Source organism: Stenotrophomonas maltophilia (genome assembly GCF_003970865.1).
GTDB lineage: Bacteria > Pseudomonadota > Gammaproteobacteria > Xanthomonadales > Xanthomonadaceae > Stenotrophomonas > Stenotrophomonas maltophilia_AR.
Genome location: NZ_RXLZ01000079.1, coordinates 1 through 19,245, shown reverse-complemented (window position 1 = coordinate 19,245; position 19,245 = coordinate 1). Strand labels below are relative to the sequence as shown.

At 68.1% G+C, this 19,245-nt stretch carries 17 protein-coding genes; 8 read left to right on the top strand and 9 right to left on the bottom strand.

What is annotated here, in order from left to right; all coding sequences use genetic code 11:
* Positions 1 to 268 precede the first annotated feature (268 nt).
* Both EKL94_RS19805 and EKL94_RS19800 read right to left on the bottom strand, forming a co-directional pair.
* On the bottom strand, positions 269 to 592 hold the full coding sequence (locus tag EKL94_RS19805; protein WP_126930357.1) for a hypothetical protein: 324 nt from the start codon (positions 590 to 592) through the stop codon (positions 269 to 271).
* A 69-nt stretch (positions 593 to 661) separates the two neighbouring features.
* A complete protein-coding gene (locus EKL94_RS19800) occupies positions 662 to 1,078 on the bottom strand; it encodes a hypothetical protein (RefSeq protein ID WP_126930356.1) in 417 nt (138 codons plus the stop codon).
* A 90-nt stretch (positions 1,079 to 1,168) separates the two neighbouring features.
* On the opposite strand from EKL94_RS19800, the gene EKL94_RS19795 reads away from it, so the two are divergent.
* Positions 1,169 to 1,453, top strand: a complete 285-nt coding sequence (locus EKL94_RS19795) for a hypothetical protein (protein WP_126930355.1) — start codon at positions 1,169 to 1,171, stop codon at positions 1,451 to 1,453.
* A gap of 88 nt (positions 1,454 to 1,541) precedes the next feature.
* Here the strand turns inward: EKL94_RS19795 and dmeF are convergent, their stop codons facing one another.
* Entirely contained in the window at positions 1,542 to 2,507 is a 966-nt protein-coding gene (dmeF, locus tag EKL94_RS19790) for a CDF family Co(II)/Ni(II) efflux transporter DmeF (RefSeq protein WP_126930354.1), read from the bottom strand.
* Between the two features lie 51 nt (positions 2,508 to 2,558).
* Here dmeF and EKL94_RS19785 point away from each other — a divergent pair, with 51 nt between their 5' ends.
* Positions 2,559 to 2,843, top strand: a complete 285-nt coding sequence (locus EKL94_RS19785) for a metal-sensing transcriptional repressor (protein WP_126930353.1) — start codon at positions 2,559 to 2,561, stop codon at positions 2,841 to 2,843.
* A gap of 76 nt (positions 2,844 to 2,919) precedes the next feature.
* Here EKL94_RS19785 and EKL94_RS19780 read toward each other — a convergent pair whose 3' ends face one another.
* Complete coding sequence (locus EKL94_RS19780) at positions 2,920 to 3,291, bottom strand: MerC domain-containing protein (protein ID WP_126930352.1); 372 nt, start codon at positions 3,289 to 3,291, stop codon at positions 2,920 to 2,922.
* A gap of 69 nt (positions 3,292 to 3,360) precedes the next feature.
* On the opposite strand from EKL94_RS19780, the gene EKL94_RS19775 reads away from it, so the two are divergent.
* Positions 3,361 to 4,686 (top strand): GTP-binding protein, encoded by a 1,326-nt coding sequence (locus EKL94_RS19775; protein ID WP_126930351.1) that lies wholly within the window; start codon positions 3,361 to 3,363, stop codon positions 4,684 to 4,686.
* 78 nt (positions 4,687 to 4,764) lie between these two features.
* Here EKL94_RS19775 and EKL94_RS19770 read toward each other — a convergent pair whose 3' ends face one another.
* Complete coding sequence (locus tag EKL94_RS19770; RefSeq protein WP_126930350.1) at positions 4,765 to 6,372, bottom strand: ATP-binding cassette domain-containing protein; 1,608 nt, start codon at positions 6,370 to 6,372, stop codon at positions 4,765 to 4,767.
* 249 nt (positions 6,373 to 6,621) lie between these two features.
* Entirely contained in the window at positions 6,622 to 7,521 is a 900-nt protein-coding gene (locus EKL94_RS19765; protein ID WP_126930349.1) for a LysR family transcriptional regulator, read from the bottom strand.
* A gap of 228 nt (positions 7,522 to 7,749) precedes the next feature.
* Here EKL94_RS19765 and EKL94_RS19760 point away from each other — a divergent pair, with 228 nt between their 5' ends.
* Both EKL94_RS19760 and EKL94_RS19755 read left to right on the top strand, forming a co-directional pair.
* A complete protein-coding gene (locus EKL94_RS19760) occupies positions 7,750 to 8,928 on the top strand; it encodes a serine hydrolase domain-containing protein (RefSeq protein WP_126930348.1) in 1,179 nt (392 codons plus the stop codon).
* The gene (locus EKL94_RS19755) at positions 8,925 to 10,109 is read left to right on the top strand and encodes an MFS transporter (RefSeq protein WP_126930347.1); all 1,185 of its coding nucleotides are present in this window, start codon (positions 8,925 to 8,927) and stop codon (positions 10,107 to 10,109) included. Before EKL94_RS19760 ends, EKL94_RS19755 begins: the two co-directional genes overlap by 4 nt.
* Before the next feature lie 324 nt (positions 10,110 to 10,433).
* Here EKL94_RS19755 and EKL94_RS19750 read toward each other — a convergent pair whose 3' ends face one another.
* The gene (locus EKL94_RS19750; protein WP_126930346.1) at positions 10,434 to 12,050 is read right to left on the bottom strand and encodes an EAL domain-containing protein; all 1,617 of its coding nucleotides are present in this window, start codon (positions 12,048 to 12,050) and stop codon (positions 10,434 to 10,436) included.
* 230 nt (positions 12,051 to 12,280) lie between these two features.
* On the opposite strand from EKL94_RS19750, the gene cycA reads away from it, so the two are divergent.
* Positions 12,281 to 13,654 (top strand): D-serine/D-alanine/glycine transporter, encoded by a 1,374-nt coding sequence (gene cycA / locus EKL94_RS19745; RefSeq protein WP_126930345.1) that lies wholly within the window; start codon positions 12,281 to 12,283, stop codon positions 13,652 to 13,654.
* A 319-nt stretch (positions 13,655 to 13,973) separates the two neighbouring features.
* Entirely contained in the window at positions 13,974 to 14,750 is a 777-nt protein-coding gene (locus tag EKL94_RS19740) for a lytic transglycosylase domain-containing protein (protein ID WP_126930344.1), read from the top strand.
* 67 nt (positions 14,751 to 14,817) lie between these two features.
* Here EKL94_RS19740 and EKL94_RS19735 read toward each other — a convergent pair whose 3' ends face one another.
* Complete coding sequence (locus EKL94_RS19735) at positions 14,818 to 16,338, bottom strand: tetratricopeptide repeat protein (RefSeq protein ID WP_126930343.1); 1,521 nt, start codon at positions 16,336 to 16,338, stop codon at positions 14,818 to 14,820.
* A 165-nt stretch (positions 16,339 to 16,503) separates the two neighbouring features.
* Here EKL94_RS19735 and EKL94_RS19730 point away from each other — a divergent pair, with 165 nt between their 5' ends.
* The gene (locus EKL94_RS19730) at positions 16,504 to 18,585 is read left to right on the top strand and encodes an NHL repeat-containing protein (protein ID WP_126930342.1); all 2,082 of its coding nucleotides are present in this window, start codon (positions 16,504 to 16,506) and stop codon (positions 18,583 to 18,585) included.
* On the opposite strand, the gene EKL94_RS19725 is transcribed toward EKL94_RS19730, so the two are convergent.
* Positions 18,563 to 18,970, bottom strand: coding sequence for a YciI family protein (locus EKL94_RS19725; protein WP_005412102.1), 408 nt, complete (start codon positions 18,968 to 18,970; stop codon positions 18,563 to 18,565). The two genes, EKL94_RS19730 and EKL94_RS19725, sit on opposite strands and share 23 nt — an antisense overlap.
* Positions 18,971 to 19,245 lie beyond the last annotated feature (275 nt).

Sequence of the window (19,245 nt, the reverse complement as noted above, 5' to 3'; positions counted from 1 at the left end):
CCGCGGGGCCGCGAGTGTTGATTGGGGTACCCCGCCCCCCGCACGCACCCGTTTCGTACCACACCCGGACCCTTGCTACAACACTCACTTCTTTTTTTTTTTCCAAGACGAAGGCGGCATACGGGTTAGGGGTCCGTCTCGTGGGCTCGGAAATGGGTATAAGAGACAGGCATGGTACCGCAGCTGTTGCCGGGGCCACGCGTGGCTGCTGCAGTAGATCCACGCCATGCGTGGATGTAGACGGGAGGAGCCGAGCGTGGGCTCGGCGCTACTGCTGGCTGGTGCAGCTGTAGCCGTGTGTGGTCCCTTCCCCCGAGAGAATGCCGACGCCACGCGACGGCTGCATGCCTACACGGGCGCACGACCGACGATGGACGTCCTGGGTCTCCGGTGGCTGCCGATCAAAGTCGTAGCGCAGGCTGCCGTCTTCCTGCAGCAGCCAGTGCACGGTAACGCGCTCGTGGCGACCATCACCGAGATCCCAGTCCAGGGTGCGCATGATTAGGGTCTGGCCATCGGACAGCTGCCGGACTTCGTCATAGGCACCCTGAGTCTTCGGTGCGCTTACCGCAAGCAGCAGAAACAGCAGCATTGGCATCGCTCCTCAAAGGAGACAGGATGCGCCCATAGTGCCCTGAGCCGCCATCAGAATCATTGCGTCTTACGGGCACTTCACTGCATACACCGGCCCAGCACCGATCAGCATCAACGCCATGTAGTCACTATCACTGGCCTTGCCCTTCAACGTCGCGTCCTTGTTGAAGTGGAAGATGCCGAAGCCACCGGCCATGCGGATCAACGCGCTGTCGATCTGCTCGGCGTCATCGCGGAAGTAGCGGCTGATCTCGCTGCGGGTGGCCTTGTGCAGGGCATTCGGCTCGCGCTGCCACTGGTCGCCGCGGCTGAAGGAGACGAAGTACTGGCCGCCTTCCTTGTCGATGCGGAAGTCGGCCGGTTTGCGCGCGCCGGTGGCGAAGCAGCCCTGCAACGGGTCGGCACTGAAAGGAAGCCCGGCATCACCACTGCAGGCGGTGAGCAGCAGGACGGCACCGGGCAGCAGCAGGCGGAGCGTGCGCATGGGATGTCCCGACGGGGCAGGTGCGGCTAGTGTAGGCAGCACACGGGCATGGTCCGTACAGAAATTCGGCAAGGACACAGGGGTTTTCGGATGGCGAAGGGCAAGGCACCGTGGTGCGGCATGGCCAGTTGGCTGGGGATCGTGGTGGGCTGGGGGGCAGGCAGCCTGGCTGCGCAGGCGGCGGTGGCCGCAGGCGGTAATGGCATGGCCGCAGGGCTGGGTGTGGGCGTGCTGGGCGCGGCACTGGTGGGCTGCGGCCTGGCGGTGGCCTCGCGCGTGCGCGGCGAGCGCTGGCCGTGGATCGGCATCGGTGGTGCGGTGCTGAGCGCGCTGCCGCTGCTGATGTACCTGCTGCGGATGATGCTGAAGCTCTAGCGGTAGTGCCGGCCGCTGGCCGGCAACGCTGGATTGTTTCCGGAGCCCATGAGGTTGCCGGCCAGCGGCCGGCACTACCGGATGCGGATCATGCGCTGCGGTGGATCTCCACCGTCACGTGCACCAGCTCCTCATGAATCGCCAGCGCGTTGCGCACGGTATCGGCATCCAGATTGGCGTCGCTGGTGACCACGCTGGCGCTGACCGCGTACTTGCCGCGACCGACCTGCCAGACGTGCAGGTCGGCCAAACGTGCCGGCCACGGGCCCTGTTCGATCACTTCGCGTACTTCGGCCACCACTGGTGCGTCCATCTGCGCGTCGAGCAGGATGCGGCCGCTGTCGCGCAGCAGGCCCACTGCCCACACCGTGACCAGCACGGCGCCGACCAGGCCCATCACCGGATCCAGCCAGGTCAGGCCCAGCAGCTTGCCGCCGAGCAGGGCGACGATGGCCAGCACCGAGGTGGCGGCGTCGGCAAGCACGTGCACGTAGGCCGAGCGCAGGTTGAGGTCGTGACCGTGCGCATGGCCGTGATCGTGGTCATGCCCGTGATGATGGCCATGGTCATGCCCGTGGTGGTGATGCGCGTGGCCCGGGCTGTCGTGCAGCCACCATGCGCAGAGCAGGTTCACGCCCAGGCCCACCGCAGCGATGGCGATGGCTTCGTTGTAGTGGATCGGCGCCGGTACCCACAGCCGCTGCAGTGACTGCACGGCCATCAGCGCGGCGACGCCGAGCAGGGCGATGGCGCTGGTGTAGCCGGCCAGGATTTCGATCTTCCAGGTGCCGAAGGCGAAGCGCGGGTCGTGCGCGTAGCGGCGCGCGCAGCGGTAGGCGAACACCGCCAGGCCCAGCGCCAGCGCGTGCGAACTCATGTGCCAGCCGTCGGCGAGTACGGCCATGGAGTTGAACCACCAGCCGCCGACGATCTCCACCAGCATCATGCCGACGGTGAGCCACAGGGCGCGGCGGGTATTGCGTTCGGCCAGCGGATTGCCGTCGTCGAAGCGGTGTTCGTGGCGACGGGCGGCGGCGAGGGCGTCCAGGTGCATGGGCAAACCAAGGGGTGGAGTGGATACCCCCATAGGGTATATGATCCAGCCATGGCTCATGTACACAAGCATCGAAAGCAGTTGCTGACCCGGGTGCGCCGCATCGCGGGTCAGGTGGCGGCGTTGGAGCAGGCGCTGGACCAGCCCGAGGGTAAAGCCGGCGACTGTGCGGACGTGCTGGTGCAGGTCGCTGCGGTGCGCGGTGCCGCCCACAGCCTGCTGATGGAGCTGCTGCACGAGCACCTGCAGGAACACGTAGTGGGTGCCGATGACCCGCAGCAGCGGGCGGACGAGGCCGCGGTGCTGGTGGAGCTGCTGCGCCGCTACGGCAAATAGCAGGGGGATTGCCGGCCAGCGGCCGGCACTACCCGTGGCGTGCAGCGTTCATGGGATTGCCGGCCAGCGGCCGGCACTACCCGTGACGGTGCCGCGCGTTCCAGATATGCGTTGCGGCCAGCAGCAGGCTGCCGGTGACCGTCATCGGCGTTTCCCAGTCATGCGAGGGCAGCGCGAGCGCGCCGGCCAGCAACAGGCCCAGACCGACGCCGGCGGCGGCCCAGGCCAGCACCGGCAGCGGGTGACGGCGCTCGGCCCGCCACAGCGCGTAGCCGGTCAGTGGCAGGGCGATGGCCACGAACAGCAGGTGCACCCATTCCGCTTCGGCCCAGGTGCCGAACAGGGGGAGCGCGGCGGCCAGCAGGGGCAGCGCCAGGCAGTGCAGCAGGCACAGGCTGGACAGGGCGACCGCGCCAGCATCAAGCAGGGCGGCAGAAGGCGACTTCATCGGGGGAGGTTCCTTGCGCAACAATTGTTATACAGTAACATTTCCGTTCCGCAGCCAACCCGCTCCGACATGAACACTGTTTCCCGCGCCGACCGTCGCCTTCCGGTCACCGTGCTGTCCGGCTTCCTGGGGGCCGGCAAGACCACCCTGCTCAACCAGATCCTGCGCAACCGCGAGGGCCTGCGTGTGGCGGTCATCGTCAACGACATGAGCGAGGTCAACATCGATGCGCAGCTGGTGCGCGAAGGTGGCGCCGAGCTGCGCCGCACTGAAGAGACGCTGGTGGAATTCAGCAACGGCTGCATCTGCTGCACGCTGCGCGATGACCTGCTGCAGGAAGTGCGGCGCCTGGCCGATGCGGGCCGCTATGACTATCTGCTGATCGAATCGACGGGCATCGGTGAACCGATGCCGGTGGCGGCCACCTTCGCGGTGCGCGACGAGCATGGCTTCAGCCTGAGTGATATTGCGCGGCTGGACACGATGGTGACGGTGGTCGACGGCAGCGCGTTCCTTGCCGACTTCGGCTCGACGTCGCGACTGGCCGAGCGCGGCCAGCAGGCCGGCCCGGAGGACGATCGAGGTGTGGTTGACCTGCTGTGCGAGCAGGTCGAATTTGCAGACGTGATCGTGGTCAGCAAGGTGGACCAGGTGGATGACGAAGTGCTGCAGGACACGCTGGCCGTGTTGCGTGGCCTGAACCGCGACGCGAAGCTGCTGTTGTCCAGCTTCGGCGATGTGCCGCTGGCCGAGCTGCTGGATACCGGTCGCTTCGACATGGAGCGTGCGCAACGTGCGCCGGGCTGGGTGAAGGAACTGCGGGGCGAGCACACACCGGAAACCGAGGAGTACGGCATCGGCAGCTTCGTCTACCGCTCGCGACGTCCGTTCCACCCCGCGCGCTTCGCCCGCGCGCTGCAGTCCGGCATGCCGGGCGTGATCCGCAGCAAAGGCTGGTTCTGGTTGGCCAACCGCATGGACTGGGTGGGTGAGCTGAACACCGTGGGCGCGGCGACGCGCACGCAGGCCGCAGGCTTCTGGTACGCCGCGCGCGACCGCGTGCGTGCCGGCCTGGAAGACACCGCGCCGTTGTTGCCGCCGACACCGCTGCCTTACAGCGACCTGGGATGGGCGCGGCAGCAGGCCGATTGCTGGAGCGCGCCGCTGCCGGGGCTTGAGGAATTTCCGGACTCGGCCGCGCACAGGGCGATGCAGCGGCTGTGGCACCCGTTGTGGGGGGATCGCCGCCAGGAACTGGTGGTGATCGGTGTGCACATGGACGAGCGCGCCGTGCGCGCGGAGCTGGATGCCTGCCTGCTCAACGACCAGGAGCTGCGTGCGGGGCCCTTGCTGTGGCAGCAGTTGCCGCAGGCGTTCCCGGTGTGGAAGCGCTGAGCGGGCGCTGAGGGTTCGAGGTGTGCCGGCCAGCGGCCGGCACTACCCGCCCTGCATCGATCCACGCATGGCGTGGATCTACAAGGCGTCATGCCACTGCCAACCCTCGGTGCTCACCTGCAGCACGTGGGTTGGTCGCAATGCCTGCAGCAGGTGCCGGTCGTGGCTGACCATCACCAGCGCGCCCGGCCACGCCGCAAGCAACTCCTCCAATGCCTGCAAGGCGCTCAGATCCAGCGCATTTCCGGGCTCGTCCAGCAGCAACAGCTGGGGCGCAGGATCGGCATACAGCACGCTGGCCAGCGCACCCTTCACGCGTTCGCCATCGCTGAGGCTGTGGGCTGCCCGCTGGATGCGCTGTGCATCCAGCCCGAGCAGGGCCAGCCGCGTGCGCAGCTCGCCTGGGTCCGCGGCCGGGTTGGCGGCCTGCACGGTGTCGAGGATGCTGCGCTCGCCGGACAGCCCCAGCAGCTGCTGGTCGAGCAGGGCCAGTGGCGCATGCCGTTGCACGATGCCGCTGCGTGCAGGCAGCTGGCCGGCCAACACACGCAGCAGGGTGGATTTGCCACTGCCGTTGTCACCGACCACGGCGATGCGCTGCCCCCGGCGGATCGCCAGCTGCAACGGGGCACTGCAGCCATGTGGCAGCACCAGCGCCTCGGCCTGCAGCAGACGCGTGCTGCCACGTTCACCCGCACCGGCAAACAGCGCCAGTTCCGGCGCCGCATGCACCGCGGATGCTGCTGCGCGCAGCTGCTCGGCGCTGGCCTGCAGGCGTTCGGCCTGCACCTGCTGTGCGCGGCCGTGGCTGGCCTCGGCGCGCTGCTTCTGCCGGCCGAGCAGGATCGGGGCCTGGTTGGCCTGCTTCGCATCGCGATTGCCACGTGCCTGGCGCTGCTGCTGGCGTTCGTGCTGTTCGCGCACGCTGCGTTGCTGCTGCCGGTGCTGCGCACGCGCATGGTCGAACTGTTCAGCAGCGGCTTCGCGTTCGGCGGCGCGCGTGTCGGCGTAGTGCTGCCACGGTCCGCCGTAACGATGCAGCCCGCGCCCATCGAGCTCGACGATCTGCTGCATGTGTGCCAGCAGTTCGCGATCATGACTGATCGCAAGCAGGCCACCGCGCCACTGCTGCAACTGTTCGTACAGCTGTTGACGATGGCGTGCGTCGAGGTGGTTGCTGGGTTCGTCCAGGATCAGCCAGTCGGCACCACTGGCCCAGGCACCGGACAGCGCGACCTGCATGGCCTGGCCACCACTGAGGCGCGCGGCCGGCTGGGCGGGATCGAGGTCATCGGGAAGCTGCAGCGCCCGCCATTGCTGCTGCAGGCGTTCACGCAGATCCCAGCGGTCGCCGACGCAGGCGAAGTCGGCCTCGTCCACGCTGCCGGCTTCGATGCGTTGCAGCGCGGCCAGTTCCGCGCCGACGCCGGCCAGTTCACCGACCGTGCCGGCGGGTGGATAGCCGGGCGTCGGCAACAGGAACACGCGGCCACTGCCGCGCACCTGGCCGTTGTCGGGCAACAACCGGCCGGCCAGCAGGCGTGCGAGCACGCTCTTGCCGGCGCCATTGGCACCGACCAGGCCGGTAGCGACCGGTTCGAAGGAAAACGTCAGATCGGAAAACAGCGGGCGGCCGTCGGCCAATCGATACGACACGCGATCGAGCGTGAGGGAATGCGGGGTCATGCGACCTCCATGGATGCCGGGTTCTCCCCTGCGCGCAGGGGCGGGAAGAGTCAGGCCGTCTGGTGGGAAGACGGCGGCATCAATGGCGCATTGGTCGCGAGCCTCTGGGAGGAATGAGGGGGCAGTATAGCGGGGTTGGCTGAATGGTCGGGTTGGCAACGGGTGAGTCGAGCGTGGTTCGACTCTACACGGGCATCCACGCATGGCGTGGATCTACTGCGATGCGGCGCATGGCGCGGAGTGGTTGGTCTACGGCACGGTTTCCAGGCGGGCGCTGACGAAGTCGATGAACACCCGCAGCTTCGGAAGCACGTGGCGGCCCGAGGGCCACAGCAGGTGGAAGATGCCGCAGGAATGCACATGATCGTCCAGCACGGTCACCAGCCGGCCGTCGGCCAGTGCATCGCGCACCGAGTGCACCGGCACGAAAGCCAGGCCGATATCGCGCAGTGCCAGCGCTACCCGCGCTTCGATGGTGTTGGCCACCATGTGCACCGGAAGCTCCTGCGGTGTTTCATGGTCGGGCCAGTGGACAGGCCACAGTTCCAGCTTGCCGGTACTGGGGAAGCGATAGTGCAGCAGCGTGTGCTGCATCAGATCGGCCGGTGTGTGCGGCGTGCCGCGTCGCTGCAGGTAGGCGGGTGAGGCGACGATGCGGCGTGGGAACACACCCAGGCGTCGTGCGTTCATGCGTGAGTCGCTGGGCTCGCCGACGCGCAGCACGGCATCGAAACCTTCCTCGATGACATCGACCAGCCGATCGCTGAAATCGAGGTCGAGGCGGATATCGGGATAGGCCGCCATGAACTCGGCCATCAGCGGCAGGGTCAGGTCACCCACCAACGGCAGGCCGATGCGCAGCGTGCCGCGGGGCGTGGCGTGCGGCTGTGCCAGCTCGGTGCGTGCGGCATCGCGCTCGTCGAGGATGCGCCGGCAACGCGCCAGGAACAGCTGGCCCTCGGCAGTGAGGGTGATGCTGCGCGTGCTGCGGTGGAACAGGCGCACGCCCAATGCCTGTTCCAGCCGGGCAACGCATTTGCCGGCGGCCGAGGCCGAGATGCCCTGCAGGCGCCCGGTCTCTACGAAGCTGCGGGTATCGGCCGCGTGCACGAAGGTCTGCAGATTGGCGAGGTTGTCCAGGACTGACATGGGCGTGCGGGCAATGAAAGCGGCAGGGTAGATTGGCGCGGCCGTAGCGGGCGGCTCCGCCATCGCAACACTGTGGTGCGGGGTGGCGTGGAGACCGTTGCGGCCTTGCAGTTCCGGCCATCATGCCGATTGCGGACTGCACGGTCCATGATGCCCGGAGCGGCAACCGGCTTTTTGCGCTGCGCCGTGCTGCCTAACGTGGCGGGCCTCTCCCCACGGATTCCCGCGATGAATGCCGCTCCTTCCCTTGAACCCACGCCGACGCTGCCATCGGTGCAGCGGCTGCTGCAGCAGGTGCACCCGCAGCGCCTGGTCGGTGCGGTGGTGCTGGTGCGCGAACACGGTGTGCTGCGTCATGCCAGCGCCAGCGGCCTGGCCGATCGCGAGTCGGCCACGCCGATGCAACGCGCCCAGTTGTTCCGGCTGGCATCGGTCAGCAAGCCGCTGCTGACCACGGTGATCCTGCGCCTGGTGGCCGAGGGCGCGCTCGACCTCGATACGCCGGTGCAGCGCTGGCTACCGGACTTCCGCCCGGCACTGGCCGATGGCAGCACGCCAGCGATCAGCCTGCGCCAGCTGCTCAGCCACAGCAGCGGACTGGGCTATCGCTTCCTGGAAGCGGATGCTGACGGCCCCTATGCACGCGCCGGGGTCAGCGATGGCCTGGACGCGAACCCGCTCTCCCTGGCCGACAACGTGCGCCGCATCGCGCAGGCACCGCTGCTGTTCGCGCCGGGCAGCCAGTGGCTGTACTCGTTGGGCGTGGACGTTGCCGGTGCCGTTGCCGAAGCAGCGACGGGTGAAACCCTGCAGGCACTGTACGAGCGCTTGCTGGCCGTACCACTGGGCCTGCGCGACACCGCCTTCGCTGCGCGCAACGCGGCACGGCTGGCCACGCCCTATGTAAGCGACGCGCCGCAGCCGCATCGCCTGCAGGAAGGTGAGGTGGTCGCTCCGTTCGAGGGTACGGCCGGCATCGAGTACAGCCTCGCGCGCGCCACCGACGCCAGCCGTTTCCCTTCGGCCGGGGCCGGCCTGGTCGGGACCGCCGATGAAGTGATGGCGGTGCTGGAGGCCTTGCGTGATGTGCAGCGTTCAGGCCTGTTGCCGCCCGCACTGGCAGCGGAGATGGCCAGCCCGCAGGTAGGCGAGCAGGGACCGCCGGAACCGGCCGGCTGGGGCTTCGGCCTTGGCTTTGCGGTGCTGCGCGATGCGGCCGCCGGCGGCACGCCGCAGAACGTAGGTACATGGCGTTGGGGCGGTGCCTACGGGCACAGCTGGTTTGTCGATCCTGCGCGCGGGCTGAGCGTGGTGGCGCTGACCAACACGCTGTACGAAGGCATGGACGGTGCCTTCGTCGATGAGCTGCGTGATGCGGTGTACGCCGATCTGGAGACTGCCCGATGAGCGGCCATGCCATCGATGCGGCCAGCCCGGCCGGTGAAGCCACGCGCCTGCCGTGGGCGGGACTGCTGGCGCTGGCCGGTGGCGGCTTCATCACTCTGCTGACCGAGACCCTGCCGGCCGGCGTCCTGCGTCCGATGGGCGAAAGCCTGGGCGTGAGTGATGCGGCTGTCGGTCAGCTGGTCAGTGTGTACGCACTGGGCTCGGTGATGGCCGCATTGCCGATGACCGCGCTGACCCAGCGTCTGCCGCGACGCCCCTTGCTGCTCGCTGCGATTGCCGGCTTCGTGCTGGTCAACACGCTGACCGCACTGAGCAGCAGCTACCCGCTGATCCTGGCCGCACGTTTCCTGGCCGGCGTGAGTGGTGGCCTGCTGTGGTCGCTGGTGGCCGGCTACGCGGCGCGCATGGTGGTGCCGTCGCTGCAGGGCCGGGCCATTGCGGTGGCGATGGTCGGATCGCCGTTGGCGCTGTCGCTGGGCGTACCGGCGGGCACCTTGCTGGGCCAGCAGATCGGCTGGCGCTGGGCATTCGCGCTGATGAGCGTGCTGGCGGTCGTGCTGCTTGCCTACGCGCGCTGGGCATTGCCCGCGTTGCCGGCGGCGGCGGCCGGTCAGCGGACCTCGCTGGCTACGGTGTGGCGCATGCCCGGCGTGCGCAGTGCGTTGGCGGTGATGGTGCTGTACGTGCTGGCGCACAACGTGCTCTACACCTACATCGAACCGCTGGCGATGGAGGCCGGCGCCGGCCCGTGGCTGGACCGCCTGCTGCTGGCCTTTGGCGTGGCCGCCATCTCCGGCATCGGCATTGCCGGTTGGGGCGTGGACCGTCATCTGCGCACGCTGGTGTGGGCTGCGGTGATCGGTTTCATCCTGCCGGTGCTGACCCTGCTGCTGTGGCCGGGCCAAGCGACGCCGCTGCTGCTGGCGACGATCCTGTGGGGCGTGGCCTTCGGCGCGGTGCCTACGTTGTTCCAGACCGCATTGGCACGGCGTGCGGGTGCCGCCGCGGATCTGGCGCAGTCGATGCTGGTGACCGGTTGGAACCTGGCCATCGCCGCCGGTGGCGTTGCAGGGGGTGCGCTGCTGCAGGCGGGCGGCCCGAACCAGTTGGGATGGCTGCCGTTGCTGCTGCTGGCGGTGAGCGTGGCGTGGCTGCTGGCACGGCCGAAGGCCTGGGCGTAGGCCCGGAGCAAACGTTACGGAGGTGCCGGCCAGCGGCCGGCACTACCGTGGTCCACGCCATCCACGCATGGCGTGGATCTACCGAGCGCAGCGACCCGCGTTTGCTTTTGCTTTTGCTTTCTTCCGTTGATTCCGTGGCGGGACGCCGCCGCAATGTGTCCGTGGCCGGGTGGGTGGGTTGCGCAGGGGCGTGAGCCGCATGGATGCGGCGACCGAGCTTACATGGACGTACTTGCAGCGCCCCCTGCGCGACCCATCCACCCGGCCCCAACTGATGGATTCACCGGGCGCGACCCACCACGAGGGGCTCCGCCGTTCGCCGTCCTACTCCACTCCCTCACGCTCGATCGGCACGCTGCGCGGATTCTGCATGTGCTCCCGCGCCGCGCCATAGCGCTGCTGCCGCTTGTGATGGAACACCACGAACTCATCCCGCGGCAGCGGCCGCGAGAACAGCCAGCCCTGCGCGAACTCGACCTTCCGGGTATGCAGATACGCCAGCTGTGCCTCGGTTTCCACGCCCTCGGCCACCACCCACAGGCCCAGCTCCTTGGCCATGTCGATGATGTGCGGCGTCACCGGGCTGGTCGCGCTCTCGGTGCCGATCGCATCGATGAACGACTTGTCGATCTTCAGCGCGTCCAGCGGCAGCTGTTCCAGGTACTGCAGGCTGGAGAAGCCGACGCCGAAATCGTCAATGGCCACACTGTGCCCGGCGCGACGTGCCTGCGCCAGCATCGTGCGGGCGCGGTCCAGATCGAGGAAGCCGCGCTCGGTGGCCTCCATCCAGATCTGCTGCGGCAGGATGCCGCTGCCGGCCATGTGCTTGGAGATCATCTTCAGCGCACGGCCGCTGCTGATGTCTTCGGCGGCCAGGTTGATCGCGATGTGCGCGCTGCGGTCTGCCACCAGCAGCTCGCGCATGTCACGCACCACGTTCTCGATCACCAGATCGGTGACCGCGCCGATCATGCCGGCCTCTTCGGCCAGCGGAATGAACAGGTCCGGCCGCACCTGGGTGCCATCCGGGCGCTGCCAGCGCACCAGGGCTTCGGCGCCGACGCAGATGCCGGTATCCAGTTCGATGATGGGCTGGTAGTGCAGGTACAGCTCGCGGCGGCGGATCGCCGTGGCCAGCTCGCCGCGCAGGGACAGGCGGCGGCGCGACAGCCAGATCACCAGGCCGGCACCGACAGCGGCCAGCAGAACGCCGATCGGCACGAACAGCCACGCCTGCTGGCGGAAGGTCGCGGCGAGCGCGGTACGCGGCGTGGTCGCGATCGCCAGCCACTCTTCGTTGCGGGCGGTGGCGTACAGGGTGTTGTGGTCCAGGCCTTCACCGGGCGCGCGCAGCAGGGTCTCCAGCAATGCCGGATCCATGCCGTCCTGCCTGGCCAGGAGGCGGCCGTCCGGACTGGCCAGGGCAAGGCGTACGTTCGGGTCGGCGATGACATCGACGAAGCGGCGTGGATCGACCAGCACGTCGTAGTTGCCGTACAGGATCGACAGGACCTGGCGCCGTCCGCTTGCCTCGGGGCGCACATCCACGGCGATGCCGGCGCCATCACTGGTGACGTGGTCGGACTTGGGCTGGTTGACGTCGGACAGGAACGGCCCCCACGACGTGCAGCGCAGCTTGCCACCCTCGAAGTAGCCCATCTGGTCGACCGACGGCGAGGTCATCACCAGCGTCTGCATGCGCCGGATATGGTCGGGCCCGCAGGCGTCGTGGGCACCGACCTCGGCCGACTGCAGTGCCGCCAGTGCTTCCTGGTAGGACTGGTCGGCGCGGCGCAGGGCGCGGCCGGCGATGTCGCGCAGGCGCTGCTGCTCGACGCTGACCGCACGGTCCCAGGTGGCATAGGCCATCACCGCGATCGGCACGGCCGCGGCCAGCAGCGCCAGTGCGGTGCCACCAATGATGACGCGCAGCCGGCTCATGGCCGGGGCTCCAGCGGGGCGGGCAGGGCAGGGCACATGGTCAGGCCGATCCTTGGGCAGGTGCGGCTATCTGAGCATGGCGCCGGGCCGGGCGGAATGGGATGAATCCGGTATTCGGTCACATTGTGATGAAAGCGGCCAAGTTTGACGGGATTGGCCCATCCGACGCTGGCGCTCCGGCCTGTGGAGGACTACCGTCGAACGCTTCGCCCGCCCATTTGCCCGCGCCCATGACCGAGCCCGCAACGCCCCCCGAGCACCTGCGCCGCAGCCTGTCCAACCGCCACCTGCAACTGATCGCCATCGGCGGTGCCATCGGCACCGGCCTGTTCATGGGGTCGGGCAAGACCATCAGTCTGGCCGGCCCGTCCATCGTCTTCGTCTACCTGATCATCGGCGCGATGCTGTTCTTCGTGATGCGCGCGATGGGCGAGCTGCTGCTGTCCAACCTGCAGTACAAATCCTTCATCGATTTTTCCACCGATCTGCTCGGCCCCTGGGCCGGCTTCTTCTGTGGATGGACGTACTGGTTCTGCTGGATCGTCACCGCCATCGCCGATGTGATCGCCATCGCCGCCTACGCGCAGTTCTGGTTCCCCGGGCTTGAAGCCTGGAAACCGGCGCTGGCGTGCGTGATGCTGCTGCTGTCGCTGAACCTGGTGACGGTGAAGCTGTTCGGCGAGATGGAATTCTGGTTCGCGCTGATCAAGATCGTGGCGATCTGCGCGCTGATCATTACCGGCGCCGGGCTGGTGGCGTGGGGCTTCACCTCGCCCAGCGGCCACACCGCGTCGCTGTCGAACCTGTGGAATGACGGCGGCATGTTCCCGATGGGGCTGGTCGGCTTCTTCGCCGGTTTCCAGATCGCGGTGTTCGCCTTCGTCGGCATCGAGCTGGTGGGCACCACCGCCGCCGAAACGGCCGACCCCGAGCGCAACCTGCCCAAGGCGATCAACTCGATCCCGGTGCGCATCATCATCTTCTACGTGCTGGCGCTGATCGCGATCATGGCCGTCACCCCGTGGCGCCAGGTGGTGCCGGACAAGAGCCCGTTCGTGCAGCTGTTCGTGCTAGCCGGCATTCCCGCCGCCGCCAGCCTGATCAACTTCGTAGTGCTGACTTCGGCGACGTCCTCGGCCAACAGCGGCATCTTCTCCACCAGCCGTATGCTGTATGGCCTGGCCGAAGAGGGCCACGCCCCGCGCGGGTTGTCGAAGTTGTCACGCGCCGCCGTGCCCGCCCGCGGCCTGCTGTTCTCGTGCCTGTGCCTGCTCGGTGGCACGCTGCTGATCTACCTGATTCCGAACCTGGTGACCGCCTTCACCCTGGTGACGACGCTGGCGACGGTGCTGTTCATCTTCGTCTGGTCGCTGATCCTGGTGGCCTACATGGCCTATCGCCGCCGCTACCCGGAGCGCCACGCTGCATCGATCTTCAAGATGCCCGGCGGCGTTGCCATGTGCTGGGCCTGCCTGGTGTTCTTCGCCGCCGTGCTGGTGCTGCTGAGCCTGCAGGCCGACACCCGCCAGGCGTTGATCGCCAGCCCGGCGTGGTTCGTGCTGCTGGGCGTGGGGTACTGGGTGCGGCGGAGGACCGCGAAGTGATCCAACGTCTCCGTTCCATCGATTGACCCATCGTCTCCAGAGAGTTTCATCCACGCATGGCGTGGATCTACTGTCAGCCGCAGGAAACTGTCGAGGGCGGGCGGGTGTGGCCCGGCAGGACCGTTGGCGCCATGGATGGCGCCATCGAGCCCCCATGGATGGGTTTACGGCGTGTCCTGCCGGGCCACACCCACCCGACCAGCCCTCAACTGCCCAGCGCTGCTCTGGCTGTTGACGTTGCCTCTGCGGGTGCAGGGCGCAGCCCTGCCGGCCCCCATTCACCCAACATTAGCGGGCGCGGCCGGATGATCCGGCCGCCATGCCCCGTCACCCTCTCCTGCTTGCGCTGTTGCTGCTGCCCAGCCTGTGGCCTGGGCTGGCCGCCGCGCGCACCGTCTACCGCTGCGTGCAGGGCAACACCGTCAGCCTGGCCACCGCGCCGGAACCCGGTTCACGCTGCACCCCGAAGGAAATCGACGACAACGCCATCCAGACCCCGAACCTGTGGGGCAACATGGGCGTGTTCAGCGGCGTGCTGTACGAGCGCGAGCAGGATGGCGCGCTGGTCTACTCCACCCGCAACCTGCCCGGCTCACGGGTGTTCCTGAAGTTCACCGTGGCCACGCCGCCGGGCGAACCTGCTCACGAAGGCCTGGGCAAGGTCGGCAAGCCGCAGTTGGCCCAGCATGCCAAACAGTTCAAGGCCGCCGCCAAGGCCACGGGCGTCGATGACGCATGGCTGCGTGCGATCGCCCATGCCGAAAGCAACTTCGATGCGCTGGCGGTGTCCAGCAAGGGGGCACAGGGCGTGATGCAGCTGATGCCGGACACCGCGCAGGAGTACGGCGTGAATGATCCGTTCTCGCCCCAGCAGTCGATCGATGGCGGCGCCCGCTACATGCGCGCGCTGCTGCGTCGCTACAACGGTGACCGGCCGCTGGCAGCGGCTGCCTACAACGCCGGCATCGGGGCGGTCACCCGCTACAAGGGCGTGCCGCCCTATGCCGAAACCCTGGCCTACGTGGACAAGGTGATGGCCCTGTACGCACGCTACCGCGAGGCGATGGGCATCCGTACCGAGGTGCCGGCGCGCTAGGCGGGCGGTGCTGCACGCATGTGGCGTTGTGGAGCCGAGCCCATGCTCGGCTCCACAGGACATCTGCTCAGCGCGAGGTGGAGGTGCTGACCAGTTCGTAGCGTTCGATGCGGCCCAGGCGGGCAACCTCGGCCTGCACGTCGGCGCGCTGTTTCAGCGCACGCCAGGCCGCATCGATCTTCACGTCACCGGGCAGCGAGGGATAGGTGCGCATGTCCTGCAGGGAGGCCAGTGTCTCGCCGCGCTCGACGGGTGAGCGCAGTTGTTCGATCAGCACGGCAGCGGCGGCATCGAGATTGCCCTCGTCCAGCAGCATCTCGCGCTGGAACAGGCGCGCGTCATCGCCCTGGGCCAGGATCGCTGCACGCGCGGCCTGTTCGGCCTTGGCATCGCCACGTTCACGGGCGGCAACGAACTGCAGCAGTGCCTGGGCCGCCTTGCCGTAGCCGGCCAGGCCCGGCATGTCATTCACCGCGGTGGCGGCATCCTGCATGCGGCCCAGCGAACTGAACACGAAGCCGACGTTGAACTGGTGCTCGGCACCATCCGGGCCCAGTGCGCCGATGCGTGCGGCCAGCTTGGCTGCGGCCAGCGCATCATCGGTACGGCCCAACCGGCGCAGCGCCGTAAGCCGGCTGTTGAGCAGCCACGCCACCCATTCGGCTTCCGCCGCCGAAGGGGACTCGCCTTCGGCCGCCGCACCGGCCATGCCATCGGTCAGTGCCAGCACTTCCTCGTTGCGGTCCAGCATCAGCAGCGTGCTGCTGAACTCGGCCATGCGCGCGTCCAGCGCCCGGTCGAGCAGGCCGGAAACCCGCAGTTCGTCGAGGTGCTTCTGTGCAGCCTGCACCGGATCGAAGCGGGCATCGGCGCGGTCGACATAGCGATCAAACCGTTTGTCACTGCGCAGGCGGATGATCTCGGCGGGGCCGGTGATGCGCGCCAGCGTGGCGGGAATCTTGTCGCCACGGCCGTTGTCGGCCTGCAGCGTGGCCAGTGCCAGCCACAGTCCGGTGGGTTCCAGGCCGCCGCTCTTCCAGCCGTTGTCGAACAGCGCCTGCAGCAGTTCCATGCGCTGCTGCGGCTGGTCACGCAGGCGGAACTGCAGGTAGTTGATCGCGTGGCGGTCCACCGGCAACGGCGCGTCGGCATGCTTCAGCGCCTGCACCAGGTGCTTCGTGGCAGGTGCCGGTTGGTTCTCGGACAGTTCCACCGAGACCAGGGTCAGCAGGATCTGCGCATCGTCCGGCAGTGCTTCCTGTGCGCGCTGCAGGTAGCGGCGGGCCTGGTCCGGCTTCTTCTGCACCATCGCGGTCCATCCCGCCACCTGCGCGGCGCGGCCGCGATGTTCGGCATCGAAGTCATCCAGCATCGGATCTTCCATCAGCCGTTCCATCGCGATCAGCGCGCCCAGCGTGTTGCCACTGCGCGACTGCTGGATGGCTTCATCCCATCGCGTGGCATAGGCCTGGTGCATCGCATCGGCGGTGACGGACGGCTTCTGTGGCGCCACCGTGATCGAAGCGGTGGCGGATGAACTGGCCAATGCGGCAATCAGCAGGGCGGCGAGGGGGAGGATGCGGGGCATGGAGGATCTCCATCCGTGGGAACCGCATTGAACCTGCTGGAGCCAGCGAGAACAAGCGCGATGGATGGAACTCTGGCGTTTGACCGCACGATTGGCCATGGCGGATCGTGCGTTCAGCGTCTATTGTCGGTGCCTCTTCAGACAGCAGGCAGGCAGCACAGCACGATGGCACGGTGGCAATGGATGGCGGCAGGCGTAGCGTTGGCGACGGTAGTGGCATTGGCCGCAACCTGGTGGGAGACACCGCTGCATACGCTGGCTGAACCGGCGGGTCCTGCTCCAACGCCGTTGGCGTGGACCGCGCAGATCGAACCGCTGGCCGGCGATGGCCAGCCGGGTGACCGCGATGGCGCGTCCGTGCAGGCACGTTTCGCCGATCCGTACGCGCTGCTGCGCAGCGCCGATGGCAGCGTCTATTTCACCGATGCCGGTGACAACAACCGGATCCGTCGCCGCCTTCCCGATGGCCGCGTCGAAACCGTAGCCGGGCAGGGCGAGGGACGCGTTGATGGCCCGGCACTGCAGGCCAGTTTCAACACGCCCTCGGGCATTGCCGCCGACGCGCAGGGCAACCTGTACGTGGCCGACACCGGCAACCATGCCATCCGCCGCATCGGCACCGATGGCCAGGTGACCACGCTGGCTGGTGGCGAACAGGGCCACGTTGATGGCCCTGCCGCGCAGGCACGCTTCGATGCGCCGATGGGCATCGCAGTGGATGCGCAGGGCCAGGTCTACGTGGCCGATACCTTCAATGACCGCATCCGCGTGATCGGTACCGATGGCAACGTGCGCACCCTGGCCGGCGGCGATCGGCCGGGCCTGGCCGATGGCACGAGCGCCGTTGCGCGCTTCGATACGCCGGTGGCCTTGGCCTTCGATGCGCAGGGCGCGCTGCTGGTGGCCGACCTGTTCAACAATGCCGTGCGCCGCGTAGGCGCCGACGGCACGGTCAGCACCGTGGTCGCCGCCGGTGGCGTGATCAATGGGCCGCTGTCGCTGGCCACCACGCACGACGGCGTGCTGTACGTGGGCGATCTTGATGGCCGCATCGTGCAGGTGACGCCGCAGGGCCACCAGATCGCGCTGGTTGGCAATGATCGCCTGCCGCGGCTGGCCCGCCCCAGCGGGCTGGCGATGGATGCTGATGGCAGCGTGCTTGTGGCCGACGCCGCCAGCTACCGTCTGCATCGCCTGCGCCCGCTGCCGGTGGGCGAACTGCCGGCACCGGCACTGGTCGGCCCGGCCGCCGATGCCGCGCTGCCGAAGACGGGCGGCCGCTGGCCGCTGGCACCGCAGGATGGTTGGCATGAAGTGGTCGGTACGCTGGGTGAGGTGCGCGGCAACTTCACCGGCGAGAGCCGCCACCACCTGCATGGCGGTTTCGACGTGCGCGGTGATGTCGGCCAGACGGTGCTGTCAATCGCCGAAGGCAAGATCAGCAGCCCGGTGGCCGCCTGGAACCTGGGTGAGCAGGCCGAGGGCCTGGCGGTGGACCGCCTCAAGTACATCCACATGCGGGTCGGCCGCACCCCGCGCGATGAACCCTACGACGCGCGCTGGCAGGCGCTGTACGACGAGCAGGGCAAGCTGCAGCGGATGCGCGTGCGCCGCGGCATGCGCATCCACGTCGGCGACCGTCTGGGCAGCATCAACAACCAGGCGCACGTGCATCTGGCCGTGGGTACCGGTGGTTTCGAGACCAATGCCGTGGCGCTGGGCTTCCACAACTACGCCGATCACTTCGCACCGCGCATCACCGATGTGGCGCTGCTGGACGACAACGACCAGCCGATGGCCGCCGGCAGCGATGGCGTGGTGATGGTGGCGCGCCAGGGCCGCGGCGTGCAGATCGTGATCGAGGCCTGGGACCAGGTCGACAACAACCTGCCGCGTCGTCGCCTGGGCATGTACCAGGTGGGCTACCAGATCCTCGATGCCGGCGGACAGCCGCTGCAGGGCTATGAACAGCCGCGCTGGAACATCGTGTTCAACCGCATGCCGCCGCAGAAGGAAGCGGTGCGGGTGGCCTACGCCCCCGACAGCGGCATCACCGTGCATGGCAGTGCGGTGACCCGGTTCCGTTACCTGGCCACCAACACCGTGCGTGATGGCCTGATGGAAACCGGGCGCTGGCAGCCGGCGGCGCTGCCAGCGGGCGAGTACATCGTGCGCGCCAGCGTGCGCGACTACAGCGGCAACGAAGGCGTCGGCCCGCGCGAGATCAGAGTACGGCTGCTGCCATAGCCGCAGCCGGGGCGCCGCAGCGTTCGCGCTCGGCGTCCATGTCTTCCAGCGGCCGCACTTCGATGCTGCCGAAGCGCGCCCATGGGAAGTCGCGGGCGATGCGCATGGCTTCGTCGCGATCGCGGGCGACGATCAGGTTGAAGCCGGCCAGCAGTTCGCGGGTTTCGGCGAACGGGCCATCCAGTACGCGGCTGTGGCCATCACGCACGCGCAGGGTCTGCGCGGTGTCGACCGGCTGCAGCTTCTGCGCGGCCAGCAGCGTGCCCTCGGCCTGCAGCTTGTCGGCATGGGCCAGGCAGTCGCGCATCAGCGCGTTGAATTCTTCGGTGGGCAGGGCCTGCAGCAGAGCAGGCTCGATATAGATCAGAAGCAGGTACTGCTGCATGGCACGGTCCTGGCGGGGGCGGGGGTCCATGATCGCGCAGGATTGCGCGTGGGCATGTTGCAGCGCGGGAGGCGGCGCCTTCGGCGGGGATCGGCGAACGGCGGAGCCCCTCCGTGGTGGGTTGGGTTGGTCGCTGAAAGCGGGTTTCCTGAGGGCTGTCCCTTATACAAATCTCCGAGCCCCCGACCGGGCCCCCAGCTTGGTTTCCCGCCTTTGCTTGTAAAAAAAAAACACAGACACAACGAGTGTACGACACTCGTAGTTGGGCAGTGTCA

What these genes read in the sequence shown, in the direction of transcription:
- EKL94_RS19805 (WP_126930357.1), bottom strand. Translation starts at nt 592, where the DNA reads ATGCTGCTGTTTCTGCTGCTTGCGGTAAGCGCACCGAAGACTCAGGGT.
- cycA (WP_126930345.1), top strand. Translation starts at nt 12,281, where the DNA reads ATGACCGAGCCCGCAACGCCCCCCGAGCACCTGCGCCGCAGCCTGTCC.
- EKL94_RS19730 (WP_126930342.1), top strand. Translation starts at nt 16,504, where the DNA reads ATGGCACGGTGGCAATGGATGGCGGCAGGCGTAGCGTTGGCGACGGTA.
- EKL94_RS19750 (WP_126930346.1), bottom strand. Translation starts at nt 12,050, where the DNA reads ATGAGCCGGCTGCGCGTCATCATTGGTGGCACCGCACTGGCGCTGCTG.
- EKL94_RS19760 (WP_126930348.1), top strand. Translation starts at nt 7,750, where the DNA reads ATGAATGCCGCTCCTTCCCTTGAACCCACGCCGACGCTGCCATCGGTG.
- EKL94_RS19785 (WP_126930353.1), top strand. Translation starts at nt 2,559, where the DNA reads ATGGCTCATGTACACAAGCATCGAAAGCAGTTGCTGACCCGGGTGCGC.
- EKL94_RS19740 (WP_126930344.1), top strand. Translation starts at nt 13,974, where the DNA reads ATGCCCCGTCACCCTCTCCTGCTTGCGCTGTTGCTGCTGCCCAGCCTG.
- EKL94_RS19755 (WP_126930347.1), top strand. Translation starts at nt 8,925, where the DNA reads ATGAGCGGCCATGCCATCGATGCGGCCAGCCCGGCCGGTGAAGCCACG.
- EKL94_RS19780 (WP_126930352.1), bottom strand. Translation starts at nt 3,291, where the DNA reads ATGAAGTCGCCTTCTGCCGCCCTGCTTGATGCTGGCGCGGTCGCCCTG.
- EKL94_RS19775 (WP_126930351.1), top strand. Translation starts at nt 3,361, where the DNA reads ATGAACACTGTTTCCCGCGCCGACCGTCGCCTTCCGGTCACCGTGCTG.
- EKL94_RS19765 (WP_126930349.1), bottom strand. Translation starts at nt 7,521, where the DNA reads ATGTCAGTCCTGGACAACCTCGCCAATCTGCAGACCTTCGTGCACGCG.
- EKL94_RS19725 (WP_005412102.1), bottom strand. Translation starts at nt 18,970, where the DNA reads ATGCAGCAGTACCTGCTTCTGATCTATATCGAGCCTGCTCTGCTGCAG.
- dmeF (WP_126930354.1), bottom strand. Translation starts at nt 2,507, where the DNA reads ATGCACCTGGACGCCCTCGCCGCCGCCCGTCGCCACGAACACCGCTTC.
- EKL94_RS19735 (WP_126930343.1), bottom strand. Translation starts at nt 16,338, where the DNA reads ATGCCCCGCATCCTCCCCCTCGCCGCCCTGCTGATTGCCGCATTGGCC.
- EKL94_RS19800 (WP_126930356.1), bottom strand. Translation starts at nt 1,078, where the DNA reads ATGCGCACGCTCCGCCTGCTGCTGCCCGGTGCCGTCCTGCTGCTCACC.
- EKL94_RS19770 (WP_126930350.1), bottom strand. Translation starts at nt 6,372, where the DNA reads ATGACCCCGCATTCCCTCACGCTCGATCGCGTGTCGTATCGATTGGCC.
- EKL94_RS19795 (WP_126930355.1), top strand. Translation starts at nt 1,169, where the DNA reads ATGGCGAAGGGCAAGGCACCGTGGTGCGGCATGGCCAGTTGGCTGGGG.